This window comes from Cypionkella sp. TWP1-2-1b2 (genome assembly GCF_049896245.1).
GTDB lineage: Bacteria > Pseudomonadota > Alphaproteobacteria > Rhodobacterales > Rhodobacteraceae > Cypionkella.
The window spans coordinates 92,357-119,222 of the sequence record NZ_JAFCTX010000006.1 but is presented as its reverse complement, the minus strand read 5'-3'; the positions used below and the strand labels follow the sequence as shown (position 1 = coordinate 119,222).

26 protein-coding genes are annotated in these 26,866 nt (G+C 61.1%); 6 read left to right on the top strand and 20 right to left on the bottom strand.

The features are described from left to right. Nucleotides 1–15 precede the first annotated feature (15 nt). The 7 genes from ACP7AP_RS05640 to ACP7AP_RS05610 all read right to left on the bottom strand — a co-directional run bounded on the left by ACP7AP_RS05640 (nt 16) and on the right by ACP7AP_RS05610 (nt 6,506). Nucleotides 16–1,320: a UDP-glucose dehydrogenase family protein gene (locus tag ACP7AP_RS05640; protein WP_426033091.1), complete on the bottom strand. Its 1,305-nt coding sequence runs from the start codon at nt 1,318–1,320 to the stop codon at nt 16–18. A 158-nt stretch (nt 1,321–1,478) separates the two neighbouring features. Next, complete coding sequence (locus ACP7AP_RS05635; protein ID WP_426033089.1) at nt 1,479–2,345, bottom strand: glycine-rich domain-containing protein; 867 nt, start codon at nt 2,343–2,345, stop codon at nt 1,479–1,481. After that, a complete protein-coding gene (locus tag ACP7AP_RS05630) occupies nt 2,345–2,758 on the bottom strand; it encodes a hypothetical protein (protein ID WP_426033087.1) in 414 nt (137 codons plus the stop codon). The genes ACP7AP_RS05635 and ACP7AP_RS05630 overlap by 1 nt, the downstream gene beginning before the upstream one ends. 10 nt (nt 2,759–2,768) lie before the next feature. Continuing rightward, nucleotides 2,769–4,379, bottom strand: coding sequence for a DUF2793 domain-containing protein (locus tag ACP7AP_RS05625; RefSeq protein WP_426033085.1), 1,611 nt, complete (start codon nt 4,377–4,379; stop codon nt 2,769–2,771). 245 nt (nt 4,380–4,624) lie between these two features. Further along, entirely contained in the window at nt 4,625–5,506 is an 882-nt protein-coding gene (locus tag ACP7AP_RS05620; RefSeq protein WP_426033083.1) for a DMT family transporter, read from the bottom strand. Between the two features lie 18 nt (nt 5,507–5,524). Next, nucleotides 5,525–6,130, bottom strand: coding sequence for a LysE/ArgO family amino acid transporter (locus tag ACP7AP_RS05615; protein WP_426033081.1), 606 nt, complete (start codon nt 6,128–6,130; stop codon nt 5,525–5,527). Beyond that, the gene (locus ACP7AP_RS05610; RefSeq protein WP_426033079.1) at nt 6,123–6,506 is read right to left on the bottom strand and encodes an ACT domain-containing protein; all 384 of its coding nucleotides are present in this window, start codon (nt 6,504–6,506) and stop codon (nt 6,123–6,125) included. The genes ACP7AP_RS05615 and ACP7AP_RS05610 overlap by 8 nt, the downstream gene beginning before the upstream one ends. Before the next feature lie 84 nt (nt 6,507–6,590). Here ACP7AP_RS05610 and ACP7AP_RS05605 point away from each other — a divergent pair, with 84 nt between their 5' ends. Together ACP7AP_RS05605 and ACP7AP_RS05600 are read left to right on the top strand one after the other, a co-directional pair. Beyond that, nucleotides 6,591–7,478: a LysR family transcriptional regulator ArgP gene (locus tag ACP7AP_RS05605; RefSeq protein ID WP_426033077.1), complete on the top strand. Its 888-nt coding sequence runs from the start codon at nt 6,591–6,593 to the stop codon at nt 7,476–7,478. A gap of 229 nt (nt 7,479–7,707) precedes the next feature. After that, on the top strand, nt 7,708–8,106 hold the full coding sequence (locus ACP7AP_RS05600; protein ID WP_426033075.1) for a DUF6331 family protein: 399 nt from the start codon (nt 7,708–7,710) through the stop codon (nt 8,104–8,106). Nucleotides 8,107–8,380: 274 nt separating this feature from the next. Here the strand turns inward: ACP7AP_RS05600 and ACP7AP_RS05595 are convergent, their stop codons facing one another. Both ACP7AP_RS05595 and ACP7AP_RS05590 read right to left on the bottom strand, forming a co-directional pair. Then, nucleotides 8,381–8,743, bottom strand: coding sequence for a DUF6525 family protein (locus ACP7AP_RS05595; RefSeq protein WP_426033073.1), 363 nt, complete (start codon nt 8,741–8,743; stop codon nt 8,381–8,383). Beyond that, a complete protein-coding gene (locus tag ACP7AP_RS05590) occupies nt 8,743–9,939 on the bottom strand; it encodes a GTP-binding protein (RefSeq protein WP_426033071.1) in 1,197 nt (398 codons plus the stop codon). Before ACP7AP_RS05590 ends, ACP7AP_RS05595 begins: the two co-directional genes overlap by 1 nt. A 343-nt stretch (nt 9,940–10,282) precedes the next feature. On the opposite strand from ACP7AP_RS05590, the gene ACP7AP_RS05585 reads away from it, so the two are divergent. Continuing rightward, complete coding sequence (locus tag ACP7AP_RS05585; protein WP_426033069.1) at nt 10,283–11,170, top strand: DUF2189 domain-containing protein; 888 nt, start codon at nt 10,283–10,285, stop codon at nt 11,168–11,170. 97 nt (nt 11,171–11,267) lie between these two features. On the opposite strand, the gene ACP7AP_RS05580 is transcribed toward ACP7AP_RS05585, so the two are convergent. The 3 genes from ACP7AP_RS05580 to ACP7AP_RS05570 form a co-directional block, all read right to left on the bottom strand. Next, nucleotides 11,268–12,011, bottom strand: coding sequence for a YebC/PmpR family DNA-binding transcriptional regulator (locus ACP7AP_RS05580; RefSeq protein ID WP_426033067.1), 744 nt, complete (start codon nt 12,009–12,011; stop codon nt 11,268–11,270). An 84-nt stretch (nt 12,012–12,095) separates the two neighbouring features. Continuing rightward, on the bottom strand, nt 12,096–13,040 hold the full coding sequence (locus ACP7AP_RS05575) for a DMT family transporter (protein WP_426033065.1): 945 nt from the start codon (nt 13,038–13,040) through the stop codon (nt 12,096–12,098). Continuing rightward, nucleotides 13,037–13,849 (bottom strand): TIGR00282 family metallophosphoesterase, encoded by an 813-nt coding sequence (locus ACP7AP_RS05570; protein WP_426033063.1) that lies wholly within the window; start codon nt 13,847–13,849, stop codon nt 13,037–13,039. The genes ACP7AP_RS05575 and ACP7AP_RS05570 overlap by 4 nt, the downstream gene beginning before the upstream one ends. A 154-nt stretch (nt 13,850–14,003) precedes the next feature. Here ACP7AP_RS05570 and ACP7AP_RS05565 point away from each other — a divergent pair, with 154 nt between their 5' ends. Together ACP7AP_RS05565 and pdeM are read left to right on the top strand one after the other, a co-directional pair. Continuing rightward, on the top strand, nt 14,004–16,394 hold the full coding sequence (locus ACP7AP_RS05565; protein WP_426033061.1) for a ligase-associated DNA damage response DEXH box helicase: 2,391 nt from the start codon (nt 14,004–14,006) through the stop codon (nt 16,392–16,394). Nucleotides 16,395–16,495: 101 nt separating this feature from the next. Beyond that, on the top strand, nt 16,496–17,137 hold the full coding sequence (gene pdeM / locus ACP7AP_RS05560; protein ID WP_426033059.1) for a ligase-associated DNA damage response endonuclease PdeM: 642 nt from the start codon (nt 16,496–16,498) through the stop codon (nt 17,135–17,137). Nucleotides 17,138–17,241: 104 nt separating this feature from the next. On the opposite strand, the gene ACP7AP_RS05555 is transcribed toward pdeM, so the two are convergent. The 5 genes from ACP7AP_RS05555 to ACP7AP_RS05535 form a co-directional block, all read right to left on the bottom strand. Continuing rightward, nucleotides 17,242–17,976: a LytTR family DNA-binding domain-containing protein gene (locus ACP7AP_RS05555; protein ID WP_426033189.1), complete on the bottom strand. Its 735-nt coding sequence runs from the start codon at nt 17,974–17,976 to the stop codon at nt 17,242–17,244. Between the two features lie 171 nt (nt 17,977–18,147). After that, nucleotides 18,148–19,038, bottom strand: coding sequence for a bifunctional methylenetetrahydrofolate dehydrogenase/methenyltetrahydrofolate cyclohydrolase FolD (gene folD / locus ACP7AP_RS05550; RefSeq protein WP_426033057.1), 891 nt, complete (start codon nt 19,036–19,038; stop codon nt 18,148–18,150). Nucleotides 19,039–19,047: 9 nt separating this feature from the next. Further along, nucleotides 19,048–19,926 (bottom strand): bifunctional 5,10-methylenetetrahydrofolate dehydrogenase/5,10-methenyltetrahydrofolate cyclohydrolase, encoded by an 879-nt coding sequence (locus tag ACP7AP_RS05545; RefSeq protein ID WP_426033055.1) that lies wholly within the window; start codon nt 19,924–19,926, stop codon nt 19,048–19,050. A 9-nt stretch (nt 19,927–19,935) separates the two neighbouring features. Further along, on the bottom strand, nt 19,936–20,238 hold the full coding sequence (locus tag ACP7AP_RS05540) for a chorismate mutase (RefSeq protein ID WP_426033053.1): 303 nt from the start codon (nt 20,236–20,238) through the stop codon (nt 19,936–19,938). An 87-nt stretch (nt 20,239–20,325) separates the two neighbouring features. Beyond that, the gene (locus ACP7AP_RS05535) at nt 20,326–22,002 is read right to left on the bottom strand and encodes a formate--tetrahydrofolate ligase (RefSeq protein WP_426033051.1); all 1,677 of its coding nucleotides are present in this window, start codon (nt 22,000–22,002) and stop codon (nt 20,326–20,328) included. Between the two features lie 321 nt (nt 22,003–22,323). Here ACP7AP_RS05535 and ACP7AP_RS05530 point away from each other — a divergent pair, with 321 nt between their 5' ends. Next, a complete protein-coding gene (locus tag ACP7AP_RS05530) occupies nt 22,324–23,532 on the top strand; it encodes a calcium-binding protein (protein ID WP_426033049.1) in 1,209 nt (402 codons plus the stop codon). Here the strand turns inward: ACP7AP_RS05530 and ACP7AP_RS05525 are convergent. The 3 genes from ACP7AP_RS05525 to ftsH are packed head-to-tail and all read right to left on the bottom strand — an operon-like array spanning nt 23,529 to nt 26,834. Continuing rightward, on the bottom strand, nt 23,529–24,140 hold the full coding sequence (locus ACP7AP_RS05525) for an MOSC domain-containing protein (RefSeq protein WP_426033047.1): 612 nt from the start codon (nt 24,138–24,140) through the stop codon (nt 23,529–23,531). The two genes, ACP7AP_RS05530 and ACP7AP_RS05525, sit on opposite strands and share 4 nt — an antisense overlap. A 1-nt stretch (nt 24,141) precedes the next feature. After that, a complete protein-coding gene (locus ACP7AP_RS05520; RefSeq protein ID WP_426033045.1) occupies nt 24,142–24,924 on the bottom strand; it encodes a methyltransferase domain-containing protein in 783 nt (260 codons plus the stop codon). Beyond that, nucleotides 24,921–26,834 (bottom strand): ATP-dependent zinc metalloprotease FtsH, encoded by a 1,914-nt coding sequence (gene ftsH, locus ACP7AP_RS05515; protein ID WP_426033043.1) that lies wholly within the window; start codon nt 26,832–26,834, stop codon nt 24,921–24,923. Before ftsH ends, ACP7AP_RS05520 begins: the two co-directional genes overlap by 4 nt. Nucleotides 26,835–26,866: the final 32 nt, after the last annotated feature.

Below are 26,866 nucleotides of genomic sequence, written 5' to 3'. Positions count from 1 at the left end.
AAATCAGTCCTCGCTTTAGCGCCCCACCGCGACATAGGTTTCAAACCCGGCCTCGGTGGCTTCTTCCAGCGAGTAGATGTTGCGCAGATCGGCCATCCGCGGCGTGACCATCTTTTTCGCCAGTTTGCTCAGATCAAGCGCGCGGAACTCGTTCCACTCGGTCAGCAGCACCACCAGATCAGCGCCATGCGCCGCCTGATACGGGCTGTCGACCCATTTCACGCCGGGCAACAACGCCTCACCCTCGCGCTGGCCTTGTGGGTCAACCACCCGCACCTTGGCACCACCGCCGACCAAAGCCGGCACGATGGTCAGGCTAGGCGCGTCGCGCATGTCGTCGGTGTTGGGTTTGAAGGTGACGCCCAGCACCGCGATGGTCTTGCCATTCAGGCTGCCGTCACACAGATCAACGATCTTGTCGATCATCCGGCGCTTGATTTCATTGTTGACCTTGATCACCGTCTCGGTGATTTGCATCGGTACGGCATGATCCTGACCAATACGGGCCAAAGCCATGGTATCCTTAGGAAAACACGACCCGCCATAGCCGGGGCCCGCGTGCAGGAACTTATTGCCAATCCGACCATCCATCCCCATGCCCTTTGAGACATCCTTGATATCCGCGCCAACCTTCTCGCACAAAGCTGCGATTTCATTGATGAAGGTGATCTTGGTGGCCAGAAACGCATTTGCCGCGTATTTGATCATCTCAGCAGACTCAAGGCCCGTGTAGACCACCGGGAATTCGCGCAAGAACAACGGACGGTAGACATCGGCCATCACTTTGCGGGCACGTTTGGACTCGACCCCCACCACAACCCGATCCGGTCGCATGAAATCGTCAATCGCAGCGCCTTCACGCAGGAATTCCGGGTTTGAGGCCACATCGAACTTGGCATCCGGGTTCGCCGCCGCCGCAGCCTCGGCCACCTTGCGGTTGGTCCCCACCGGCACCGTCGATTTGGTGACAATCACCGCATAGCCCGTCAGCGCGCGGCCAATTTCCTCAGCCGCCGCCATCACATAGGTCAGATCCGCATGGCCATCGCCGCGCCGTGTGGGCGTGCCCACCGCGATGAAAACCGCATCCGCGCCCGCCACCGCCTCGGCCAGATCCAGCGTGAATGACAGCCGCCCGGCGCTGACGTTCTTGGCCATCAGCGCTTCAAGCCCCGGCTCAAAAATCGGCACCTCACCGGCGCGCAACCGCTCGATCTTGCCGGGGTCTTTGTCGACGCAAATCACCTCATGCCCGAAATCCGAGAAACACACGCCCGAAACCAAGCCGACATAGCCGGTTCCGATCATCGCAATCTTCATGCCAAACGCTCCTGGCTGTTCCAGTCTTGTCTTAGGCAGACAGCAGCACTGTGTCAAATCCGCGAACAATCAAAGCGTGGGAAATCAAACGGAAAGCTGCAAAACCTGTGCAAAAGGCCGGAGGATTTGCACCCCCGGCCCCATAGCTTTGCCGCCGCTTAGGAAATACAGGTGATCAGCACAAAGCCATCGCCGCCGCGCCCACCCTGTCCCGCAGTCACACCAGCCCCGCCGCCACCACCGCCAGAGCCGCGCGCGCCCATGCCACCCGTGCCGCCCGCGCCTGCGTTGGATGCCCCACCGCCCGAACCACCTGAGAAGGTCGGCGGCAACCACAACTCATACCCCGCCGCCCCAGCGTTACTGCCCGCAGCCCCGCCTGACAGCGTCGGGCACAGCCCCGCGCCATTCAGCGCGCCGCCCGGAAAATCGGCCGAGGTCGCCCCCGCGCCGCCCGCGCCGCCTGTGGTGAAGATATTGACGCCACCAAACGCCACCGCCGTGCCAGTGCCACCCGCCACAGCCCCACCCGCGCCGCCTGCTTGGCCCGCGATGCTGATAAAGCTGCCCAGCGCCGAATAGGCCCCGCCGGTAGATATGGTGCCCGCAGCCCCCGCAGCGCCCACCGCCGCCCCGGTTCCCGCACCGCCCGCAGCGCCACCATTCGCACTGGCCAAGCTGCTCGCCACCGCTGCGACCGGGGCGACGGCGATGGTCGAGATACCCCCCGTCCCCCCACTCGCACCGCCCGCGCCCGCCGAGACGAACAGCGTCCCCGGCAACAAAGCCGCCGCCACCACGATGCGCGACACCGCCCCACCGCCACCACCACCGCCACCACCCCGCGCCGTAGCCGAAGCCGCCGCAAAGCCAGCGCCGCCACCGCCACCGCCGCCGACCAGCAAGACCTCCAGCAGCACAGCACCCAACGGCACCGTGTAGCTGTACCACTGGCCCGCCGCCCCCGTGGGATCAAACCGCCTTGTCTGTCCCGCCTCTCGCGGCAGGAAATGCGGAAAACTCATCAGTAATCCCCCCCGAAACCCGCCACCGCATAACCGCCCGCAACCGCCGTGCCCAACGTCACCTGCACGCGGTAGCCGGGCGGCACCGGGATGTTCAACGGCAACTCGTTGCCCGACAGCGCCGCCACTTCCGAAAGCGTGGTCGCAGGCAGCGACAGCTCAGCAATCAACACATTGTTGGCCGCCGTCGCATTGGTCGCGCCGTTGTTCAAAAACACCCGCAGCACGCTTGCCACATTGGTGCCGCGTGGCCGAACATTCAGCTTTTGCAGATGAGACCCATTGGTCGCATCCGCCGTGAACACCGTATCAACTGTACCGGTGCCATCCTTGGCGATATTGGCGGCGGTGATGCCGCCTGCCCATTCGACACGGGCGATTTTTGAGAAAATCGGGGAAATATTGCCGGGCATTGCCGCTCTCCTAATTGATGAATGATTGTTGGTTCAGCGCGACCTGCAGGCCGTATTTCGCCGGTGCAGCCAGCGTCCAAACTGTGCCGCCACCCGACACCGTGACATCGCCCTTCGCCCCGTCACTGATCCCGGCGCTGATCGCTTGGCTGACCCCGGCGCTGCGCACCTTGACCTGCCCCGAGGTGGTGTTCAGCCAGACCATGCCGTTGACCGGGCTGGCCGGGTCCGCCGCCTGCCCGCCCAAATTCAGCACCTGCGGCAGCGTGGCCTGCCCCGTCGCCCGCGCCACTGTCATCGCGGTGTAAAACGTCGCCCCATCCGGGCTGACCTTGATCGCGAAATCATCCGACCCGGTGGTGCCCATCTCGGCCCGCCCGGAGAACCCGGTCTGAAACGTCAGGCTGGCGGTATCGGTTGCCCCAGCCTTGTTCAGCTTAACCTGATGCCCGGCTCCGGCATGGTTCAACAGCGTCGCGGGCGCGTTAACCGACAAGCGGTTGGTCGCATCCGGGGTAGCGCCCCCCAGACCCAGCTTGTCCGCCGTGACCGCCGCCGCAGGGGCCGCAATACTGGTGACCGTCGCGGCAAAGCTGACGCTGGGCGAGTTGATTACCGTTGTCCCCAGCGCCCCCGTCACGCTCGATCCGATATTGACCACTGTGATCGAGCCACTCAGCCCGCCGGTGCCCAGACTGATCGTCGAGGTGTTGCCCGATGCCGTAGCCCCGCTGCCCACGCTATAGGCGCTGGTCGCGGTCGAGGTGCCAAGGCTGGCGGTTGGGCCACTGACGGTAAACCCACCCGAAAACGTCTTCGCCCCGGTGAAGGTCTGCGTCACCGCAAGCCCCGCCAATTCTGTATTGGCATTCGGCAAAGTATAACTGCGCGTCGTGGCCGTCGTCACAGATGCCAGCGAAAAAGTCGCACGCTTGGTCGGATCAGCCGGATCGCGCAAGGTGAACCCACTGGCCAACACTCCCTGCGGCATCGCCACATAGCCAGTCGCCGCCGCCACAATCACCGCATCCAGAAAGCTGGCCCCATCCGGTGAGACTTTCAGGCTGAAATCATCCGAGCCTTGGGTGCCCAGCATCGCCCTGCTGGAATACCCGGTCTGAAATACCAGACTGGCACTGTCCCCCGCAGAAGCCTTGTTCAGCTTCATCAGATGCCCGGCCCCGGCATGATCGAACAAAGATGCAGGTGACGATACCACCAGCCGATTGGTCGCATCCGCCGTGGCTGAAACGCCCAACTGCCCCACCGAAAGCGGCCCGTCGGTCAAAGCCAGCCAAGCCGTGCCGTTGAAAACCGCCATCACCGCCTCGGCCACCACATAGGCCTGCCAGCCCGCCAGTGGCGTGAAAAACTGCCAAACTCCCGTCTCGAACAGCGCAATCTTCCCGGTCTGTCCAGCCCAAGCCCCGCTTGCCCCTGCAGGCACGATATAGCGGTCGCCCAGCACCGGGCTGACGGGCGGCGCACTCAAAGCCCGCGCCTTGACCGACAGCTGCACCATAAGATCCAGCAGCCGCACAGCCTCGTTATGGGTCACATGTTTTTGCGCTTGCGCGGGTTGGATCAGGGGCAGCGACAGGATTGTCGATGTATCGGGCATAGAAACCTCCGCAAAACGCTCGTGGAGGCAGAAGCTATGAAAAACCCATTAATGCCGCGAAAATACAGCGCGCGGTGGCAGAAATTGAAACGCAACAGCGGTCGGGAAAAGTATCAAGACGCCGCCCCGGACTTGATCCGGGGCCTTGTGGTGTGAAAAGAGGCCCCGGACCAAGTCCGGGGCGGCGTCTTGTCTGTGGCGGGTATCGCCTGATTTGCCGCAGGAGCAATCTGGCAAAAGCCCACTCAATCCTGCTGCAATGCTGCCGCATCCACCGCGTCGCTCCAAGTGACAAACGTAATCGCGCCAATAATCATCGCCCCGCCCAGCAGCACAAACATATCCACCGCCTCGCCAAACAAGATCGCCCCCAAAGCCGTCGCCCAGATCAGCGTCAGAAACGTCACCGGCTGCGTCACAGCCAGCGGAGCCGCCCGGAACGCCCGCGTCATGCAATAATGCCCCGAGGTCGCACAGCAGGCCACCACCGCCAGCCAGCCAAGCTGCGCCCAACTGACCGGAACCCAAACCCACCACGCCAAGGGGGCCAGCCCCAAAGTCACCGTCACCGACATCATCGCCACAATCACCGAGGCACTCGCCAACCCCGTCAACCTTTTGGCGAATAAATAACTTGCGCAGAAAAACACCGAAGCGCCGATCTGGCTGAGATGCCCGATATTCAGCGCCTGCACCCCCGGCCGCAGCACAACCAGCGCACCCGCCAACGCCATCCCAACCGCAATGATCCGCCGCACCGATAAAGACTCTCGCAAAATCACCGCCCCGGCGACCAGCATCAAAACCGGGTTCAGATAACCAATCGCCGTGGCATGGGCGACCGGGATGCGCGCCATCGCATAGAACCAGAACAGCACCGCAATCGTGTGCAGCAGCCCCCGCCATGCGAACAGCTTCAACACTTGCCCGCTCATCCCCCGCGCCAGCCCCGGCAGCACAGGCGCCAGCAGCAGCACTCCAAAGGCAAACCGCAAAAACGCTGACTGTGCGGCTGGCAAATCGGTGCCCAGATAGCGCACGATGCCGTTGACCCCCACAAAGGAAAGCCCCGACAGCACCATCCACATTACCCCCTCGCGGGGTCGTCCCAGATCAGTCATATACATCCGCGGACAGAACCAAGCCTAACCGTCAAAGGCAAGCCCAAGCGCAATGCCCCACATCGTCACACCGACAATAACCTCCAGCACCACCCATGCCTTCGCATTGGCAAACACCGGCGCCAGCAACCGCGCGCCATAGCCCAAAGCGGTGAAAAAACTGAAACTGCCCGCCGCCCCCGCCACCCCGAACGCCAGCCGATGCCCCGGATACTGTGCCGAGATCGAGCCCAGCAACACCACGGTATCCAAGTAAACATGCGGATTGGCCCAGGTCAGCACCAACACCGTCGTCAGCACCTTTGAGACACTGGCCGCAGCCCCCTCACCCGGCTGCAAAGCCTCGCCCCCCGCCAGCGCCGCCTTGAACCGCAACCCACCGTAAACCAGCAGAAAAACCACCCCACCCCAGCGCATCGCCTCACCAATCCACGGCACCGAGGCCGAAACCACGCCAAACCCCGTCACCCCCAGCGCAATCAAAATCGCGTCCGAGATAGCACAAGCCAGCACCACCACCCCCACATGCTCGCGCCGCAGCCCCTGCCGCAGCACAAAAGCGTTCTGTGCTCCGATCGCCAAGATCAGGCTCAGCGACACCAGATAGCCATGAACCGCCGCCTCATACATCGCTCAACACCCGCAGCGCCGCTATCGCCTGCAAGCGCTGCTCCCACGGCACAAACACATGATCATGGCAAAACCCCGCCACCACATTGGCGCTGATCCCCGTCGCCGCCAAAGTCTGCGCAATCGCCGCCGTCAGCCCCACCGCCGCCAGATCAGAATGTACCGACAAACTGATCCGCGCCGAAGCGGGTTCCACCACGATCCAATGCGCCTGAAGAACCTCAACCGTCGCAATCACTGTCATACGCTCCGACTCTGCCACTTGCGCAAACGCCCCAACCACTGCCGTATCGGTCGCTGCATAGGTATAAGCCGACCCGTGCAATTCCGGCTGCATCGACCGCAACAACACCGCCAAATCCGCCTCACCCGCCATCACGTCCTCCGGTTTCGGCTTGACCTAGCAGTCTGTCACGACTTCACTCAAGTTAATCTTTCTCCAATCAGATAAGCCCGCCTAATGTTTGATCCCGCCCAACTCTCAGCCCTCGCCGCCGTGCATCGTCGCGGCTCGTTTGACCTTGCCGCAGCCGAACTCCACGTCACCCCCTCAGCCATCTCGCAACGTCTGAAAGCGCTGGAGGAAACCGCAGGCACCCTGCTGATCCGCCGCGCCCAGCCCTGCACTGCCACACCTGCGGGCCTGCGGATGATCCGCCACCATGATGAGGTGACGCTGCTGGAGCGCACCCTTGCCACCGACCTGCCCTGGCTGTCACCCCGCCCCGCCACGCTGCGGATCGCGGTGAATGCAGATAGTCTGGCCACTTGGGTGATCCCGGCCTTGGCGGCGACGGAGGGGTTTCTATTTGATCTGGTGATCGACGATCAGGAGGTCAGCCAAGATTGGCTGAAACGCGGTGAGGTCGCCGCCGCCATCACCGCCCATCCCGGCCCGTTGCAAGGCTGCGATACGATCCCGCTGGGAAGCCTGCGCTACCGGGCCACCGCCTCGCCTGCCTACATGGCGCGGTGGATGCCGGAGGGGGTCACGCAGGCCAGCCTAGCTGCTGCACCGGCGCTGAATTTCTCGGACAAGGATCGGCTGCAACAGATCTGGGTGGAGCGGCAGACAGACGGTCGGGCAAAGCGGGCGGCGTTTCCGAGCCATCGGCTGGCCAGCAGTCAGGGCTTCGTCGATGGCTGCCTCGCGGGGCTTGGCTGGGGCATGAACCCGGAAGCTCTGGTCGCCCCCTATCTCGGATCAGGCCAGCTTGTTGAAATGGTCGCGGACACCCCGTTGGATGTCGCCCTGCACTGGCAATTCAGCCGCCTGACCGCCCCGGCTTTGGCCCAGCTGACCCGAGAAATCCGGGCGGCAGCGGCGCGGGTTTTGGTGCAGGGCTAGGGGTGGTCCCAACTCGGGACCTTTTTTTGTTGTTTTATATCAAGTGGATGGGGTGGGCGTTTTAACGGATTATTAACGATTTAGCCTCAAAAGCGGACAATCTGAGCCGTAGGATTGTTCAGCTTTGCCTGCCACAGGTGTTCTGTTTTTCAAAGCCTGCCTTAGGGAGATTAAGCTTGAGTAGCTTTAAGCCCGTTGCGAATATTGGCATAACAAATATATTTAAACGATGACAGAGTTCATTTTGCCGCCCGCCATCGCGAATCTTTGTAAAAACTGCGAGACCATTTGCGAGGTGGCATGTTGCGGCGTGGGTGCGTTTCATTTTTCGCCCTTTAACGTCATTAGCCACCTCACTTGGAGGCAAGGGCTTATCACAAAAGAGGATGTCGCTGCGATCAGATCAGAACTAGCGGTTGTTGATCGGGAGTTTCGCAGCGATCATTGGCAAGGGCGCAAGATACTGATTTCTGAACTTAATGCGATAATGACGCCTGAGAAGGTTCTCTTGCTTGTTGCCGAGATATCATTCGCTCTTTCAGAGGCCTGCGAAATCTACGCGGCTCAAAAACTTAGTGTTGATGAACGATACAAAAATTTTAATCTGCTTATGGGTGCGCCCGAATGACGGCCCTGTCCCGCACATCGGTCATCCCCCAAAAGCTTCCTTTCCCTCCCTCTCAAGCAAACAACCCGCCCGGAATCAAGGCGCTTTAGCGCCGCCGGGCAGCGCCTGACCGCCCCCTCGGGCGGGCGCTTCTGCTCTGTCTCGCTTAGAACTTCTGGGGAGTCGGTTGACGGATAAAGTGCCTAGAACGGGCGTTGCTGCGCCCACCCGGCGGTCAGGCGCTGCCCTTTGTTGTGACCTTGCCAGATAATACCCAACAGCTTTGACTCACTCATCAAGTAACGTGCTGCATCCCTTCCTTGCGGTTCAGCACCTGCCAGAACGGCATCGCAGGGGCTTTGCGTGGTCGCAGTTTAGCGGGTGCGCACGGAGCCACAGGGTAACATGCGCCCCAAACCGCCGCCGCATCCCGCGCAAGTTTGCGGGCCTGTGCTGCATCCATCCGCGCCCGCACTGCGGCCAGATTGCCACCAGCCTCAACCCATGCAAGCGCCCAAAGCCGGGCGACGGAGCGGGCGCTCCATGGCAGTTTGGCGCTTGCCAACCAGCGCCGCGCCTCGGCGGGTAAGGCGTCATAGGCCTGCATCGTGTCGGGGCGCGGGCTGCGGCGCAAAGACGTGGCGAGGTTGCCGTGCATCATACAGCCCCGCGAGCCCATGTCGGGAACGGGTCTGTCAGGTTGGCCCAAGCCTCGGGTGTGAAACTTTGGGCGGGCAGCAAAGCGGCGTCCAAGGCTGCGGTGATGGCCGCTTGATTCAGACCTGCGCCGATGAAGACCAGCTCTTGCCGCCGATCCCCCCAAGGCTCAATCCATTTCGCGGCGACCTCGGCCAAGGCGTCGGGATGCGTCGGCCAGCGGTTTTGCGGCACCGAGGCCCACCAGCCGCCCAGCGGGCTGACGCTGGACAAAGCCCCGGCAAGGCTGAATTCGGCAACCCAGTCTGGCCGGGTTGCCAGCCAGAAATGCCCCTTGGCGCGGATCACCCCCGGCAAATCGCCATTCAGCACCGCATGGATGCGCAGGGGGTCAAACGGCGCGCGGGCGCGGTAGACGAACGAGGAGATGCCGTATTCCTCGGTTTCCGGCGTGTGATGTGCAAAGCCGTAGAGTTCTTTCGCCCAAAGCGGATGTTCCTGCGCGCGGTCGAAATCGAACAGGTTGGTGTCGAAAATTGCATTCGGGCTGACCACAGAGTGGTCGGTTTCGATCAGCCGCGCATCCGGGTTCAGCGCGCGGATGATCTTGCGGGCGGCATCGGCGCGCTGCGGGCCTGCATCACTGATCTTGTTCAGGATGATCACATTGGCGAATTCGATCTGCTCGGTCAGCAGGTTGACCAAGCTGCGCTGATCGCCCTCTCCCGTGGTCTCGCCCCGGTCACTGAGGAAGTCGTGGCTGGAAAAGTCGTGCAGCAGGTTCAACGCATCGACCACCGTCACCATGGTATCCAGCCGCGCCACATCCGACAGGCTGTCGCCGTTCTCATCGCGGAAATCGAAGGTGGCGGCGACCGGAAGCGGCTCGGGAATGCCGGTGGATTCGATCAGCAAATAGTCGAAGCGGCCCTCCGCGGCCAGCTTGCGGACCTCGATCAGCAGATCATCGCGCAGGGTGCAGCAGATGCAGCCGTTGGTCATCTCGACCAGCTTTTCCTCGGCGCGTGACAGCGAGGCACCATCGCGGATCAGGTCGGCGTCGATGTTGACCTCGGACATATCATTGACGATCACCGCGACGCGGCGGCCATCGCGGTTGTTCAGGATATGGTTCAGCAAAGTGGTTTTGCCCGCGCCAAGAAAGCCGGAGAGGACGGTGACGGGGAGGTTGGGCATGAGGTGACTCCGTTATGTTATAATATAACGTATCAAAAGGCGATGCTGGCCGCAAGGTTAAGATGATCTTTTCCCCCGCACAGAACGATCACTGCTGGAATCCGGGCGTTTCAGCGCCGCCGCTTTCAGACGCTGCCACTTCAGTCAGAAACCGTCCCTATATCCGTGGCCGGCCCATCCTCGCGCGCCTTTTTCCATCCCGCCGATCATCCGCCGACACGCCTGCGTGACCCTGCTTATGGGGCGCGACTGTGGGCTGCATCCGTGCTAGGGTGAAGTCAGTGTTCCTTGGATGCGGTCGCATTCCTGCGATGTGCCCGCCAAAACAGGTGAAGGAAACGTCATGGCAGACACAATCGGCAATCCGCTCTCATGGGCTGCGCGGCGGCTTGGTGCGGGTGCTCGTCGCATCGAGGACGGCACGGCGGAAATCGCTGGCACCGACACGGCACCGATCATCATCACCGGCTTGCAGATCGGCGATCTGCGCATCGCGCTGAAAAAGGGGCTGGAGGATTTTCTGGCCCTGCGCACAGATGTGATCTTTGTGGTGCTGATCTATCCGATCATCGGGATGGCGCTGGCGGGAATAGCGCTGAACCGGGGCATGTTGCCGCTGCTGTTTCCGATGATTTCGGGCTTTGCCTTGCTTGGCCCCGTCGCCGCCATCGGACTTTACGAGATGAGCAGGCGGCGCGCGTTGGGGTTGCCGACCAGTTGGGCCGATGCGTTTGGCGTGCTTGGATCGCCATCGCTGTTCCCGATCCTGACGCTGGGGGTCTATCTGTTCGGGATCTTTCTGGCATGGCTGCTGAGCGCGAACCAGATTTACAATGCCACGCTTGGCCCGGCGGCTCCCGTCTCGGTGCAGGCGTTCCTGCAGGATGCTTTCACCACCCCGGCGGGCAGGCTGATGGGAATTGCAGGCATCGCCGTGGGGTTTCTGTTCGCCTGCGCCGTGCTTGCGCTGTCACTGGTGTCTTTCCCGCTGCTGGCCGACCGCCATGTCGGTGTGGTGCGGGCGGTGGTGACCTCGGTCAGTGTTGCGCGGCGCTCTCCGCTGGTGGCAGCGGCTTGGGGGGCAGTTGTGGTGATTGGGCTGGGGTTTGGCGTGCTGACCCTGTTTGTCGGATTGATGTTCGTGCTGCCGGTGCTGGGCCATGCCAGTTGGCATCTGTACCGCCGCGCTGTGGCCCCGCCGCTCGCTCGGGCTGCGCCGCAAGGCGAATAGCGCCAATTTGCTGACGCAGGGAAGTGAGAGCATTGAAAAAGCCGCGCAGGGTTTGTGCGGCTTTTGATCGGATGGCGGGGTGAACCCCGCCACGGGTTTACTCCAGCTGTGCCGCCACTTCTTCCGACATATCGAAGTTATGGGTGACGGTTTGCACATCGTCATCCTCTTCCAGCATGTCGATCAGGCGCATCAGTTTGGTGGCGGTATCGAGATCCACATCGGTCAGCACTTGCGCCTTCCAGATCAGCTTGGATTCCAGCGACTCGCCCAAGGCTTTCTCCAAAGCGTCGGAAACCTCGTTCAGGCTTTCCACCGAGCAGGTGATCCAGTGGCCGTCTTCATCCGATTCCACATCATCCGCGCCCGCATCCAAGGCCGCCATCATCACATCATCGGCGGAACCAGCCGAGGCAGGATAAGAAATCTCACCCACCCGATCAAAGCCGTGGCTGACCGAGCCGGTTTGCCCCAGATTTCCACCGCATTTGCTGAAATAGCTGCGCACGTTTGAGGCAGTGCGGTTCAGGTTGTCGGTCATCGCCTCAACCATGATGGCGATGCCGTTGACGCCGTAACCTTCGTAGCGGATTTCGGTGTAATCTGCGCCATCGCCCAACTGCGATTTCTTGATCGCGCGGTCGATCACGTCTTTCGGCACCGACACCGCTTTCGCGGCCTTTACCGCCAAACGCAGACGCGGATTCATATCCACGTCAGGCATGCCCATCTTTGCGGCGACGGTGATTTCCTTCGCGAGCTTAGAGAACACTTTCGAGCGGGCTTTATCCTGCTTGCCCTTGCGGTGCTGAATGTTCGCCCATTTTGAATGGCCTGCCATGACCCGTCTCCGATGCCTAATTCCGGTGCTGGGTTGCCTTACACCAGCCTGCCCTGCGGGTGCAACCCCGCCTGCAAATCGGGCCTATTCGTTCAACGGTTGCAGGGTTTGATGCCGCAGTTTCGGCTGTACAAGGCTCAACCCCGCCAGCATCACCGCCGCCGCCGCCCAGACCCAAGGGCTGAACCGCTCGCCCAGCAGCAGCATCGCCCAGATTACGCCCGAGGCGGTGACGATATAGCTGCATTGCGAGGCAAACACCGCGCCTGCTTTGGCAGCGAGCCAGACGAAGGCGGAATACAGCAGCGCGTGCATCGCGGAAGACGCGATCAGGGCCCATTCGGCGCGTCCGGGCGTAACGGGCATCGCAAAGAAATGACCCATTGCCAGCATGATCGGCGTACAAAGGATCAATCCCACCAATGACGCCCCGAACATCGCTTGCAACGCATCCATCCCCGCCGTTCCGGTCTTGGCGACATAGGTGCTTTCCATCGCGTAAAACAATGGGCCAATCATCGCGATGGGCAGGAAGGCGGCCATTGCCGGATCGGGCAGGCTGGCATTGGGCAAAGCGATCAGCAGCACGCCCGCCAGCCCCAGCCCAAGACCCGCCAAACGGCGCGGCGAAAAATTGTCCATGCCAAGCGCCATCGCCATCGGGAAGGCCAGAAGCGGCACCATCGAGATCAGGATCGACATGATCCCAGACGGCAAGCGCGCCACCGAGATGTAAAACGTGGCGTTCGGCACCAAGGTGCCAAGCACGGCGACAACGACGTAAAACCGCAAAGCCTCGGGCCGCAACGACAGGCGCTTGCCGCGCAGCAAGGTCAGCGCGCCCAGCACAATGGTGCAGACAGTGAGTTGCCAGAAGATCAACCCAAACGGCTTATGCCCGGTGGAGGCTGCAATCTTGCCAAGCGGTTGCGTCAGCCCCCAGCCAAGGCCAAGGCACAGCAGGATCAGCAGCAACTGCCAGCGTTTTGGCGCGGCTTGTGTCTGGGCTTGGAGCGGGATCGCGGTCATGGCGAGGATTGCTCTAACGTGCCGCCATTGCGGATCATCCTGATTTTCAGCGCTTTGCCAGTGCGATCATCGGTCTCAACATAAGCGCCCGACAACGTGGCCGGGCCTTCTGCGGGTGTAAACCGCGCGCTCGACATGCCGGTGATGAAGCGGCGCAAAGGCTCCAGCTTTTCCATGCCAATCACCGAGTTGTAATCGCCGCACATGCCGGCATCGGTCATATAGCCAGTGCCTCCGGCCAGGATTTGCGCATCCCCCGTCGGCACATGGGTGTGGGTGCCAACCACCAGTGACGCTTGCCCGTCGCACCAATGCCCCATCGCCATCTTCTCGGACGTGGCCTCGGCATGGACATCCACCACCGCCGCCTGCACCGCAGCGCCAAGGCGGTGGGTTTTCAGGATGGTTTCCACCGCAGAAAACGGGTCGTCAAACGGGCGCTTCATGAACACCTGCCCCAGTACCTGCGTCACCAGCACCTTGCGGCCTTGGGTGGCGTCAAAAATCTTCACACCGCGACCGGGGGCCACCTTTGAGAAGTTCAGGGGCCGGATGATCCGGGGTTCGGCTTCGATATATTGCAGCATGTCTTTTTGGTCGAAGGCATGATCGCCCAAGGTAAGGCAATCCGCGCCTGCGCCCAAAAGCACGCGTGCATGTTCCGCCGTAAGCCCCGCACCCTGAGATGCGTTCTCGCCATTGACCACGACAAAATCGAGGCCCCAATCGCGGCGCAACGACGGCAGGCGATCCACAATCGCCGCCCGCCCTGCCCGCCCCATCACATCGCCCAAAAACAGTATTTTCATAGGAATTGGCTTTAGGCTGCGACGGCAGCGGCGGCAAGTCTATCCGCGACATGTGACGGCGGTGGAAGCCTCCGGCGGGAGTATTTAGGCCAAGATGAAATTGTTTAGGAGACAGAGGGTTTTCCTGCGCGCCCGCGCGCCCTAGCTTGCGGGGATGGAATTACCCGCCGCCCTTAGCGAATGGTTTGCTGCCCAAGGCTGGGCCTTGCATCCGCATCAACTGGCGATGTTGGAGCGGGCGGCGGATGCCTCGACTTTGCTGATCGCGCCGACGGGTGGGGGCAAGACTCTCGCGGGGTTTTTGCCGAGTTTGGCGGAACTGGCGGCGGGTTCGCACAAGGGGTTGCACACGCTGTATATCTCGCCGCTGAAAGCGCTGACGGCGGATATTCGGCGCAATTTGCGCAGGCCGGTCGAAGGTGCTGGTCTGCCAATTCGCATCGAGGACCGCACTGGCGATACCACCTACACCCAGCGCCGCAGGCAGCGCGCCGATCCGCCGCATATCCTGCTGACCACGCCGGAAAGCCTGGCGTTGCTGCTCAGCTACGAGGATGCGCCACGGATTTTCGCCGGGCTGTCTCGGGTGATTGTCGATGAAATTCATGCGCTTGCCGAAAACAAACGCGGTGATCAGTTGATGCTGCAACTGGCGCGGCTGGAGACTTTGGCTCCGGGCCTGCGGCGGGTGGGGCTGTCGGCGACGGTAGAAGACCCGCCGGCACTCGCGGCCTTTCTTGGCGCGGGCACGCAGGTGATGCAGGCCGACCCGGGGCCGGACCCGGATATTTCGATGCTGATCACGCAACAACCGCCGCCTTGGGCGGGCAATGGCGCGCATTATGCGATTCCGGCGATTCTCGATCAGGTCAAGTTTCATAAAACCACGCTGATCTTTCACAACACCCGCGCGCAGGCCGAGATTTTCTTTCATCGGCTGTGGTTGCTGAATACTGACGATCTGCCGATTGGCATCCACCACGGCAGCTTGTCGCGTGAGCAGCGCGACCGGGTGGAGCAGGCGATGGTCGATGGTCGCCTGCGCGCGATTGTCTGCACCGGCAGCCTCGATCTCGGGATAGACTGGGGCGATGTCGATCTGGTCGTTCAGGTCGGGGCACCCAAGAACGTCAAGCGTTTGGTGCAGCGCATTGGCCGCGCCAACCACCGCTACAATGCGCCGTCGAAAGCGCTGCTGGTGCCTGCCAACCGCTTTGAGGTGGTGGAATGTCAGGCGGCCTTGCAAGCGGTGAAAGCGCATCAGCTTGATGGTGATCCACGCGGGCCGGGGCCGCTGGACGTTTTGTGCCAGCATATCCTCGCCACCGCCTGCTCGGCCCCGTTTGACGCGGATGCGCTTTATGCCGAAGTGATCACGGCGGGGCCCTATGCGGGTCTGACGCGGACCGATTTTGACAGCTGTCTGGATTTTGTCGCCACTGGCGGCTATGCCCTGCGCGCTTATGACAAATGGCAACGGTTGATGATCCGCGATGGCAAATGGTCTTTGCGTGACCCGCGTGCCGCCGCAGTGATCCGGCAGAACCTTGGCACAATCATCGACACCGAGACGCTGAAAGTGCGGCTGAAGGGGCGGATGGGTGGCACGCCTTTGGGCGAGATCGAGGAAAGTTTCGCGAGCACTCTGACCCCCGGCGATACCTTTCTGATCGGCGGGCAGGTGGTGCGCTATGACGGTTTGCGCGAGATGACGGTAGAGGTGACGCGGCAACCGGGGCGTGATCCGAAAGTGGCGGTGTTCTCGGGGACGAAATTCGCCACCTCGACGCAACTGTCCGAGCGGATTTTGCAGATTTTCCAGCAGGGGGAATGGCCCGATCTGCCCAGCCACACCGCGCATTGGCTGGCCTTGCAGCGTGAGGTCTCGCAGCTGCCGCAGCCGGGGCGGCTGCTGGTGGAAACCTTTGGCTATGAGGCACGGCAGCATCTGGTTTTGTATGGTTTCGCGGGGCGCAATGCGCAGCAGACCTTGGGCCTTTTGCTGACCAAACGCATGGAGGATCAGGGACTGCACCCTTTGGGCTTTGTCGCCACCGATTATGCCACGATGATCTGGGGGCTGACAGAGGTGCGTGATCCGGCGGCGTTGCTTGACCGTGCCAGCTTGCGCGCCGATCTGGAGGGTTGGCTGGGCGGCAATGCGGTGATGAAGCGCACCTTCCGCAATGTGGCGATCATCGCCGGGCTGATCGAGCGCAGCCATCAGGGCCGGCGCAAATCCGGGCGGCAGGCGACGTTTTCGTCGGATATCCTTTATGACACGCTGCGCAAATATGACGCGGGCCATCTGATGCTGGCGATCACCAAGGATGCGGCGATGCGCGGGCTGGTTGATTTCGGGCGGTTGGAGGCGATGTTGCAGCGGATCGGCGATAGGGTGGATCATGTCCGGCTGGAGCGCCCCTCGCCGCTTGCCGCGCCGCTGTTTTTGGAGATGGGCAAGGTTCCGGTTGACGGCAAGGGCCGCGAGCGTTTGGCGGAAGATGCGGCAGTGCAACTGATGCGGGATGCGGGGTTGACCTGAAACAGCGGCCAGCTTGGCGGGCATCGAGCCCGCGCGCCGGCGTTGCCACGGGATGCGGCCAGGTCTTGTCAACCTTGCCAGCACAGGGCAAAGCTGCGGCCATGTATCGGTTTTCGCTTGCCTCGGCTGATCTGCACGCCCTGCCTTCCGGGGCGTTGCATTGGCCTGCCGAACGGCTGTTGGTGGTGTCTGACCTGCATTTCGGCAAGTCGGAACGCCTTGCGCGGCGCGGCGGTGCGCTGCTGCCACCCTTCGAGACCCGCGATACGCTACAACGGCTGGATGATGATCTGGAGGCGACCGGGGCGCGGGTGGTGATCTGTCTGGGCGACAGTTTTGATGATCTGCGTGCCGCCGAAGCGATGGACCCCGCCGATCAGCTTTGGCTGACCCGGTTGATGGCGGGGCGCGATTGGGTCTGGATTGAGGGCAACCATGACGCGGGCCCATTTGCTTTGGGCGGCAGTCACCGGGCGGAACTGAAGATCGGGCCGCTGGCCTTTCGCCATATCGCCACGGCGCAAACGCCCGAGATTTCAGGCCATTATCACCCAAAGCTGCGGCTGGCAGGCCAAGTGCGGCGCTGTTTTTTGCTGGACGAAGTGCGCGTGATCCTACCCGCCTATGGCAGCTACACAGGCGGGTTGTGGAGCCATGATCCGGCGCTGACCGCGCTGATGCAACCACAAGCCCGCGCAGTGGCGATTGGCAAAACCGCCCTGCCCCTGCCGATGCCGCGCTAAAGCGTGTCAGGTTTGGATTTAATCGAAAATCGCGGCTTCTCGCAAAGGCTAGAACGCGTTTTTTGATAAGTAGGTTGCTATCAAAACCTGTCACGCGCCAGGCCCTACAGCAAGCCGCGCGCCACCAGTTTTTCACGGTGGTTCTTTGAGACCGGCAGACGATTGCCGCCCTCCAGCACCATGAACAGCTTGGCACCGTCGCGCTCGACCCCCTGCACCGCCTCCCATGCCACCCAATGCGAGCGGTGGATTTGCGCGCCCTCAACCGGAGCCGTCTCGGCCATCGCATCGCTGAACCGCATCAGAAGGCTGGTGATGCCAGAGTTGGACTGCACATCGACATAGTGATCGCGCACCGAAATCGACCACAAAGCGCCGGGCGCGTCCATCTCCAGCCGCTGCAGCAGCCGGGGCAGACGTGGCGCTTCGAGTTCTGGTTCCGTCGCCGTCGCGGGTTCGGGCGCGGCAGGCGGCGGGTCAAAGTCTGACGCGACCGTACGGCGCAACGACGACAGCCCCAGCGACAGCGAAAACACCAGCAGCATCAACTCACCCAAACCGGGATAGCTGACGGTGTCGGTCGGCGGGATCTGGTGCAAAAAATGATCCAGCATCGGCGCGATGATCAGGCTGGCAAGGCCCGCATTCAGCGCCGAGGCCCAGCGAAACCGCCACGGCGGCAGCGTGCTGAACACCAGCGCGCGGATCACCACCCCCACCAGCATAAACGCCGCCAACAGGGGTGCTACCGCCAGCAAACGCTGGCCAAAACTATAGGCCGCGTAGGTGCCAAACGGCCCGGTCATGGCGACGAATAGGATCAGGCCTGCCCAAAACATAAGGGACACGCCAGAGCTTATTTCTTGCTTAAATCTATGGGCGAACGCCGACATGGGCCTCTGGCGCGTTACTGGTTACTGCGGCAGTGCTTAGCGACTGGTTTGGATTGTGGCAATCATTTCAACTATCCAAATGGACAACTGCTGCGTTTTAACAACGCTATACGGGTATCAGGCGGTCAAACCGTCGGGTTCGGGAAGGCCATTGACGCGGCAACATGCCGTAAGGGCATTGGCGAGCAGGCAAGCGATGGTCATCGGGCCGACACCACCCGGAACCGGGGTGATCGCGCCCGCGACTTTCGCGGCTGATTCGTAATGCACGTCGCCCACCAGCTTGTTTTTGCCATCGCGCTCAATGCGGTTGATACCCACGTCGATCACCGTGGCTCCGGGCTTTACGTAATCTCCGGTGATCATTTCCGGGCGACCGACGGCGGCGACCAGAATATCCGCGCCCCGGCAGACAGCGGCAAGATCTTTGGTGCGGGAATGCGCGATGGTGACGGTGCAGCTGTCGCCCAAAAGCAGCTGCGCCATCGGTTTGCCAACGATGTTGGAGCGGCCCACCACCACCGCATTCAGACCCGCGAGGCTGCCATGATGGTCGCGCAGCATCATCAGGCAGCCGAGCGGGGTGCAGGGCACCATGCTCTTTTGCCCGGTGCCCAAGAGGCCAACATTGGAAATATGAAAGCCATCGACATCCTTCGCCGGATCAATCGTGTTGATGATCAGTTCAGAATTCAGATGAGCAGGCAGCGGCAACTGCACGAGAATGGCGTGAACTTTCGGATCGGCGTTCAAGGAATTGACCAGGGCCAGCAGATCAGCCTCAGAGGTGTCCGCAGCCAAGCGATGTTCGAAAGATGCCATTCCGACCTCAATGGTCGAGGCGTGTTTGTTGCGCACGTAAACCTGCGATGCGGGGTCTTCGCCGACCAGAACCACCGCGAGGCCCGGCTGGATGCCGTGGCTTTCGCGCAATTTGGCGACATGCGCCTGCACTTGCGCACGCACTTTGGCTGCAAAAACTTTGCCGTCGATCACTGTAGCGGTCATGTTATTCTCCTAGCTCGCAGCCGCGAAGGCGCTGCGATAATGGTCCATTTGCATCCGGGTCGCCAGAACGGCGTTTTTCATCAATGTGGCGACGGTCACCGGGCCAACACCACCGGGCACCGGGGTGATCCAGCCTGCCACGGATCGGCAGCTTTCAAAATCCGCATCGCCGACGGTTTTGCCATCGACCCGGTTGATGCCAATGTCGATCAGTGCTGAGCCGGGTTTCAGCATCGCTCCGGTGACAAGCCCCGGCTTGCCCACCGCAACAAACACCGCATCGGCGGCACGGCTGTGGACGGCGACTTGACGGGTCATGTGGTGGCAAACGGTGACAGTTGCGCCCAGCCCCATCATCAGGAAAGCAATCGGTTTGCCGACGATTTCAGAGTGGCCAATGACGCAGACATCCAAGCCCTCCAACTTCAGCGGCAGGGTTTTCAGAATCTCCACCGCAGCCACTGCCGTGCAGGGGCCAAGCGCCAGATCGTTATAGACGATATTGCCAATGCTAGCGGGGTGCATCCCCTCGACATCCTTCAGCGGATGCACCGCCTTTTGCAGCGCCTTCACCGGGATATGGCCGGGCAAGGGCCGCTGAATGATGATGCCATTGACGCGCGGATCAGCGTTCAGGCCCGCCAAAACGCCGATAAGCTGTTCCAGCGAAATGCTTTCAGGGTAATTCCGCGCCTCAAACCCGACGCCCGCATCCTGCGCCTGCCGTTGCTGGTTGCGCACATACAACTCCGCCGCAGCCACATCGCCCACCGAGATCGACACCAGTTTCGGCGTCCAGCCCGCATCCGTCAAAGCCTGCGCTTCCAGCAAGGTTTCGCCCCGCATCCGCGCCGCGATGGCTTTTCCGTCAATCAGCGTCGCCGTCATACCGCCCTTTCAGGGGCTATTCGGCCCCAGAACCTGTTCCTCTCGGGCAATCGACCATTCGATCAACCGCCGCCAAAGGTCTTCCGTCAGCGCAGGGTCCAAGCCTTCGACCAAGGCCCGCGCCCGCACGCGTTCGACCACCTGCTCGACCCGGTCTTCGATCCGCGCGGGCAAGTGTTCGATCTGTTTCAACGCAATGGCGCGGTCGATATAGCCCGCACGCGCCGCCAGTTTCGCCACGATCTCTGCATCCAGAAGATCAATTTGCACGCGGAGTTCCTGCATAGAATGGCAATCAGCGGGGGCCTTCATCGCGCTCTCCTTTGGGCTGACACGGAGTTAATTCCGATGCCGCCCAAAGGCAAGGTGACGAATGGCCCCAGCCGTTTTCGGGGCGGTTTAGAACAGCCCTTCGACGTTGCCATCCGCGTTCAGACGGATCACTTCGGCGGACGGCACTTTCGGCAGACCCGGCATGGTCATGATCTCACCGCAGATCGCGACGACGAAGCCAGCGCCCGCCGACAGCCGCACTTCACGCACGGGCACGGTATGGCCGGTCGGCGCGCCGCGCACGGTCGGATCGGTGGTGAAGCTGTACTGGGTCTTCGCCACGCAGATCGGCAGATGGCCGTAGCCCGCCGCTTCCCAAACCCGCAACTGGTCGCGGATCGACTTGTCGGCGATCACCGCATCGGCGTGATAGATCCGTTTGGCGATGGTTTCCAGCTTTTGGAACAAAGGCATGTCATCGGGATACAAAGGTGCGAAGTTGGCCGCACCAGACTCGGCCATTTGCACAACTTTATGCGCCAGTTCTTCGATGCCTTCCGACCCCAAAGCCCAATGTTTGCACAAGATCGCCTCTGCGCCCTGCTCGGCGACATAGGCTTTCACGGCTGCAATCTCGGCATCGGTGTCGCTGAAGAAGTGGTTGATCGCGACCACAACCGGCACGCCAAAGCCTTTGACGTTGCCGATGTGGCGGCCCAAATTCGGGCAACCTTTCTTCACCGCTTCAACGTTTTCCGCACCCAGATCAGCCTTGGCCACGCCGCCGTTCATCTTCATCGCGCGCACAGTTGCCACGATCACCGCAGCCGAAGGCTTCAAACCAGCCTTGCGGCATTTGATGTCGAAGAATTTCTCCGCGCCCAAGTCAGCACCGAAGCCCGCTTCGGTCACCACATACTCGCCAAGTTTCAGCGCGGTTTTTGTGGCGATAACCGAGTTACAACCATGGGCGATGTTGGCAAACGGACCGCCATGCACGAAGGCCGGGTTGTTTTCCAACGTCTGCACAATATTCGGCTGCATCGCGTCTTTCAAGAGAACGGTCATCGCGCCGTCGGCCTTGATATCGCGGCAGTAGATCGGGGTTTTGGCGCGGGTGTACGCGACAACGATATCGCCGAGACGTTTTTCCAAATCTTCCAAGTCATTGGAAAGGCACAGGATCGCCATGACTTCCGAAGCCACGGTGATATCAAAGCCGGTCTGACGCGGGAAGCCGTTCGACACGCCACCCAAGTTAACCACGATATCGCGCAACGCACGGTCATTCATGTCCATCACGCGACGCCAGACGATGCGGCGGGCGTCGATCTCAAGGCTGTTGCCCCAGTAGATGTGGTTGTCGATCATCGCCGACAGCAGGTTGTGGGCCGAAGTGATCGCGTGGAAGTCGCCGGTGAAATGCAGGTTCATTTCTTCCATCGGAACGACCTGGGAGTAACCGCCACCGGCAGCACCCCCCTTCATTCCAAAGTTCGGCCCCAGCGACGCTTCACGGATACAAACCACAGCCTTTTTGCCGATGCGGTTCAGGCCATCACCCAAGCCGACGGTGGTGGTGGTCTTACCTTCGCCAGCAGGCGTCGGGTTGATCGCGGTCACCAAAATCAGCTTGCCATCCGGGCGATCTGCCAAAGATTTGATGAACTCTTGGCTCACCTTGGCTTTGTCATGACCGTAGGGCAGCAGATGCTCGGACGGGATGCCAAGTTTCGCGCCAATCTCCATGATCGGCAACTTCTTGGCTTCGCGGGCAATCTCGATGTCGGTTTTGAAGGCCATTTCATTCTCCCAAGGGGCACGGACTGTCCCGTTGGCGACGTGATAGCGGAGAAAACGGCAATTCAAACGCGCTTTTCCGACTTCTTCCCATCCAAATTCGCCAGCTTAGGTTTCCGATCGGAAAGTGCGGGGCCGGTGGAGGAAAAATTCCATATCGGAATATATATTCCGCACGACCTGACGGCATTTGTCATTCGCTTTGTCCAACGCAACGCTTGAGCGAAAGCCACGCTTGGCTTAACCTTGGATCAGTTCAGCGACGATTTTTTATCTGCTTTGATTGCACTGCCCGCTTAGATCGCCTTTTCACAGGAGTTTTCCATGACCAATACCATTTACAACGCCGATATTCTTGCCCCAACCACCACAACCGTCACCCTCAGCGATGATGGCATCGGGCTGGATTGGCTGGTGGTTGGCGGCAGCTACCCGGTGGGCACTGATATCCGGCTCGGCTACTGGAGTATCAATGGCGTCTCGACCCAAGCCTCGGCACGGTTCGACCCTGTAGCGGGGCAAGGCCATCGTTTGGTGATCAACGGCCTGATAGAGAATGTGCGTGGCGCCAACAGTGCGGATTTCATCCAAGGCAATGAGGTTGCGAACATTCTATATGGCGACGCCGCAGCCACCGGGCCGGGTGGCAACGACACAATCTCGGGATTTGAAGGCAACGACTCGATTTTAGGCGGCGCGGGCGATGACGCAATCAACGGCGATCAGGGCAATGACTGGCTTTACGGCGGCACTGGCGCGGATAGCCTGAACGGCGGCGGCGGGCGCGATCTGATCAACGGCGGCGCGGGCGCGGATGTGATGTTTGGCGGCGCGGATGGCAATGATACGCTGTCCTATTACGGCTCGGTTGCGGGCGTGATCGTGGCGTTGACCTATGGCACCACCACGACAGGCGCGGGCGGCGATGCGCAGGGGGATATCATTGGCGGCTTTAGCGACATTATTGGGTCAAACTTGGCAGACCGTCTTACGGATACGGTCAAAACGGCGGTCAGCTTTGGCGGCAATGACAACAGCTTTTACGGCGGTCTGGGTGATGATGCGCTGATTCTGGGCGGCGGCGTCGATGATGGATATGGCGGCGCGGGCAATGATTCTCTGCTGGGCGAGCAGGGCAATGATCTGCTCGCGGGCGGTGATGGCAACGATGTGCTGGTGGGTGGTCTTGGGGCAGATCGACTTTATGGCGGAGCAGGCGCGGATCGCTTTGTGTTCCAAACCGCTCCAAGTTCGACCATCGCGCTGGCAGGCCGTGACACGGTGTTTGACTTTCACCACATCGAGGCCGATCACATTGACCTGCGCGGCATGGATGCGGTGCCGGGCGGCACAGATCAGGCCTTTACCTTCATCGGCACCGCCGCGTTTGATCACAGACTGGGTCTGGTGCATTACGCGACATCGGGCAATGACGTGATCGTCAGCGGCGATCTAAACGGCGATCTGACGGCAGATTTCGCCATTCTGGTCAAGAACGTCAGCGTGCTGGTGGTGGGCGATTTCTTTCTTTAGATTAGGGTCTTGCCGTCCCTAGCACCGCCCAGTTGCGCCCAAATCGGTTGATCCGGGATGAACAGCCGCATCTTTGCGCCCAAGCGAAGGGTGCCCTCGGCTTCCACCCAAGCGGTGATCCCGCGCAGGCCCTGCGCCGCGGGTTTGAAGGCTTTGCCGTACCCCGGATGAGTGTTCTCAATCGGGCGGGCGGGCAAGGTGCAGGGGCGGTTTTCCATATCGACCACAAGGGTCGCGCCGCCTGTCGCCTGCAAGCGCGACGAGGGCGGCAGACGGCTGAAATCCGGGATGCCTGCGATCACAAGGCTGGTGCCCAGCAGTGCGGGGTCCAGGGTTTCCAGCCCCATCTTCGCCGCGATCTGCGCCAGATCTTCCGCCGCCATCACCGCGAATTGCCGTGTGTTGCGGATGAGATGGTTGCGTTTATAAAGCGCCGCCACTCGGCTACAGGCGGGACGGTTGATGCCACCATGCGCCTCGCCTTCCGGGCCGTCGAAGCCCGCGAAAATCTCGTTTATGGGCGCGCTTTCCAACGCTGCATCGCGGTCTGCCACACGACCGATCCATGTGATGGTGCCGTAAAATTCGGTGGGGATAAGTGCTGGCATCTTAAACCTTTAGCGTGAAAAACACCCGCTTGAACGGGAACAGCACCGCGCCATCCTTTTGCAGCGGATAAGCGGCGGAAAGGCTGGCTTCATAGGCGGCGCAGAAGCTGGCGCGTTCCGCTTGCGACAGCTTTTCGACAATCGGCCGCATCGCGGTGCTTTCGGTGAAAGCCCGCACCGGATGCATCGCGATGGTCGGCTCTAACCGTTGGATATATTCGGTTTCCCAAGCCTCAACCGCCCCAAAGGGCGAGAGCAGCGCGTGATAGTCCTCAGCCTTGGCGCAGGGCGAGGTTTCTTTCGAGAAATCAAAGCGGTCAGGGAACATCGACCCGGCAATATCGCGCAAAAACCGATGCGAGGCGGCTTTGAACTGCCGCGGCATCTGCACCGCCAGCACGCCACCGGGGGCCAGATAGCCCGCCAGACGTGGCATCAGTTTGGGATGGTCGGCGACCCATTGCAGCGCCGCGTTTGAATAGATCAGCGCGGGCGCATTGAAAGGTTGCCAAAGTTCGATGTCCGCGCGGGTCAGACGGCCATAAAGCCGCAAATTTTCCGCTTCAGCCAGCATGGCTTGCGAATTATCGACGCCGTGCAGACGACGCCCCGGAAATCGCAGGATCAGGTCAGCCGCAACCGCACCATCTCCGCAGCCAAGGTCAACCACCTCGCCCTCAGGCAATTCCCCGACCTGCGCCAGCAAATCCAGTGCGGGCCGCAAACGCAAACCCCGAAACCTGGCGTATGTTTCGGGGCTCCAGTCTTGATCGCTTGCGCTCACGCAGAGGGCTCCGGTGCCGCAGGAGGCAACGCTTTCGGCTTGCGTGCCCGGGTTTTCGGGATTGCAATCACGCCAGAACCACCACTTGGTCCGTCGCCCATACCGTCATCGACCGCACTCGGCACGTCGCCAGCCACCACTTTGCGGATTTCCTCACCAGTCAGGGTTTCATATTCCAACAGCCCCTTCGCCAACCGTTCAAAGCCTTCGGCCTGCTCGGTCAGGATGCGGCGCGCGGTCTCGTAGCCCTCGTCGATCAGGCCCTTAACTTCTTGCTCGATCAGCATTTTCGTCTCAGCCGACACCGAAAGCCCGGCGGTTTTGCCCTGATAACCCTCATGCGCTTCGGCATAGTCGATGTTGCCAACCGCATCCGACATACCCCAACGCATCACCATCGCGCGCGCCAGACCCGAGGCTTGCTGAATATCGCCCGAAGGCCCGTTCGACACGGTATCTTCGCCCCATTTCATAATCTCGGCAGCTTTGCCGGCCATCGTCATCGCGATCTTCTGCTTGCACTCATCCTTGTGCCAGTTCAGCCGATCAATCTCGGGCAAGCTCACCACCATACCCAAAGCGCCACCGCGCGGGATGATCGTCGCCTTATAAACCGGATCGCATTTCGGCAAAGCCATGCCGACAATCGCGTGCCCCGCCTCATGATACGCGGTGTGCTCTTTCTGCTCATCGGTCAGCACCATCGAGCGGCGCTCGGCCCCCATCATCACCTTGTCTTTGGCATTTTCAAAGTCAGACATGGTGACAAAGCGGCGGCCAACGCGGGCGGCCAGCAACGCCGCCTCGTTGACAAGGTTTGCCAAATCAGCGCCAGAAAAACCGGGCGTGCCACGCGCGATCACCCGCAGATCAACATCCGGGCCCGACGGCACTTTGCGCGCATGCACCGACAGGATTTTCTCACGGCCTTTGATATCAGGGTGCGGCACATGGATGGTGCGGTCAAACCGTCCGGGGCGCAGCAAAGCCGGGTCCAGCACGTCTTTGCGGTTTGTGGCAGCAACGATGATCACGCCTTCATTCGCGTCAAAACCGTCCATCTCAACCAGCAACTGGTTGAGGGTCTGCTCACGTTCATCATTACCGCCGCCGACGCCGACACCACGCGCACGACCCACAGCGTCGATCTCGTCGATAAACACGATGCAGGGCGCATTTTTCTTCGCCTGTTCAAACATATCGCGGACGCGAGACGCGCCAACGCCGACGAACATCTCAACAAAATCCGAACCAGAGATTGAGAAGAACGGCACGCCAGCTTCCCCAGCAATAGCGCGGGCAAGCAAGGTCTTACCCGTACCCGGAGGGCCAACCAGCAGCGCGCCTTTCGGAATTTTGCCGCCAAGACGCGAGAATTTCTGCGGGTTGCGCAGGAATTCAACGATCTCCTCCAACTCCTCTTTCGCCTCATCAATGCCCGCCACATCGTCAAACGTCACCCGGCCCTGCTTTTCGGTCAGCAGTTTGGCGCGCGATTTACCAAAGCCCATCGCGCCGCCTTTGCCGCCGCCCTGCATCCGGTTCATGAAGAAAATCCACACCCCGATCAGCACGATGAACGGCAACCAGACCGACATCAGCGACAGGATGCCGGATTGCTGTTGGCTTTTCGCGCGCACTTCGACGCCCTTGGCCAGCAACCGATCTGTCAGCATCGGATCATTCGGCGCGATGGTGGCGTAGCTGGTGCCATCCTTGCTCTTCACGATCACGCTTTCGCCATCCAGCGTTGCCGAGGCAACTTCTCCGGCGTCAACCCGCTGAATAAATTCAGAATAAGGCACGTTTGTCGAGGAAGACGTGCCCGCCCCGGTGTTGAACATTTGAAAAAGGGCAAGGATCAGCAGAAAGAGAACGACCCAGAATGCAATGTTTCGTGCGTTACCCACGAACTTCTCCGTTTGATTGGCCGGGAGGCCCG

Bases quoted from the DNA above. Each gene is read 5' to 3' on its own strand.
- ACP7AP_RS05640 (WP_426033091.1), bottom strand. From the start codon at position 1,320: ATGAAGATTGCGATGATCGGAACCGGCTATGTCGGCTTGGTTTCGGGC.
- ACP7AP_RS05635 (WP_426033089.1), bottom strand. From the start codon at position 2,345: ATGAGTTTTCCGCATTTCCTGCCGCGAGAGGCGGGACAGACAAGGCGG.
- ACP7AP_RS05630 (WP_426033087.1), bottom strand. From the start codon at position 2,758: ATGCCCGGCAATATTTCCCCGATTTTCTCAAAAATCGCCCGTGTCGAA.
- ACP7AP_RS05625 (WP_426033085.1), bottom strand. From the start codon at position 4,379: ATGCCCGATACATCGACAATCCTGTCGCTGCCCCTGATCCAACCCGCG.
- ACP7AP_RS05620 (WP_426033083.1), bottom strand. From the start codon at position 5,506: ATGTATATGACTGATCTGGGACGACCCCGCGAGGGGGTAATGTGGATG.
- ACP7AP_RS05615 (WP_426033081.1), bottom strand. From the start codon at position 6,130: ATGTATGAGGCGGCGGTTCATGGCTATCTGGTGTCGCTGAGCCTGATC.
- ACP7AP_RS05610 (WP_426033079.1), bottom strand. From the start codon at position 6,506: ATGGCGGGTGAGGCGGATTTGGCGGTGTTGTTGCGGTCGATGCAGCCG.
- ACP7AP_RS05605 (WP_426033077.1), top strand. From the start codon at position 6,591: ATGTTTGATCCCGCCCAACTCTCAGCCCTCGCCGCCGTGCATCGTCGC.
- ACP7AP_RS05600 (WP_426033075.1), top strand. From the start codon at position 7,708: ATGACAGAGTTCATTTTGCCGCCCGCCATCGCGAATCTTTGTAAAAAC.
- ACP7AP_RS05595 (WP_426033073.1), bottom strand. From the start codon at position 8,743: ATGCACGGCAACCTCGCCACGTCTTTGCGCCGCAGCCCGCGCCCCGAC.
- ACP7AP_RS05590 (WP_426033071.1), bottom strand. From the start codon at position 9,939: ATGCCCAACCTCCCCGTCACCGTCCTCTCCGGCTTTCTTGGCGCGGGC.
- ACP7AP_RS05585 (WP_426033069.1), top strand. From the start codon at position 10,283: ATGGCAGACACAATCGGCAATCCGCTCTCATGGGCTGCGCGGCGGCTT.
- ACP7AP_RS05580 (WP_426033067.1), bottom strand. From the start codon at position 12,011: ATGGCAGGCCATTCAAAATGGGCGAACATTCAGCACCGCAAGGGCAAG.
- ACP7AP_RS05575 (WP_426033065.1), bottom strand. From the start codon at position 13,040: ATGACCGCGATCCCGCTCCAAGCCCAGACACAAGCCGCGCCAAAACGC.
- ACP7AP_RS05570 (WP_426033063.1), bottom strand. From the start codon at position 13,849: ATGAAAATACTGTTTTTGGGCGATGTGATGGGGCGGGCAGGGCGGGCG.
- ACP7AP_RS05565 (WP_426033061.1), top strand. From the start codon at position 14,004: ATGGAATTACCCGCCGCCCTTAGCGAATGGTTTGCTGCCCAAGGCTGG.
- pdeM (WP_426033059.1), top strand. From the start codon at position 16,496: ATGTATCGGTTTTCGCTTGCCTCGGCTGATCTGCACGCCCTGCCTTCC.
- ACP7AP_RS05555 (WP_426033189.1), bottom strand. From the start codon at position 17,976: ATGTTTTGGGCAGGCCTGATCCTATTCGTCGCCATGACCGGGCCGTTT.
- folD (WP_426033057.1), bottom strand. From the start codon at position 19,038: ATGACCGCTACAGTGATCGACGGCAAAGTTTTTGCAGCCAAAGTGCGT.
- ACP7AP_RS05545 (WP_426033055.1), bottom strand. From the start codon at position 19,926: ATGACGGCGACGCTGATTGACGGAAAAGCCATCGCGGCGCGGATGCGG.
- ACP7AP_RS05540 (WP_426033053.1), bottom strand. From the start codon at position 20,238: ATGAAGGCCCCCGCTGATTGCCATTCTATGCAGGAACTCCGCGTGCAA.
- ACP7AP_RS05535 (WP_426033051.1), bottom strand. From the start codon at position 22,002: ATGGCCTTCAAAACCGACATCGAGATTGCCCGCGAAGCCAAGAAGTTG.
- ACP7AP_RS05530 (WP_426033049.1), top strand. From the start codon at position 22,324: ATGACCAATACCATTTACAACGCCGATATTCTTGCCCCAACCACCACA.
- ACP7AP_RS05525 (WP_426033047.1), bottom strand. From the start codon at position 24,140: ATGCCAGCACTTATCCCCACCGAATTTTACGGCACCATCACATGGATC.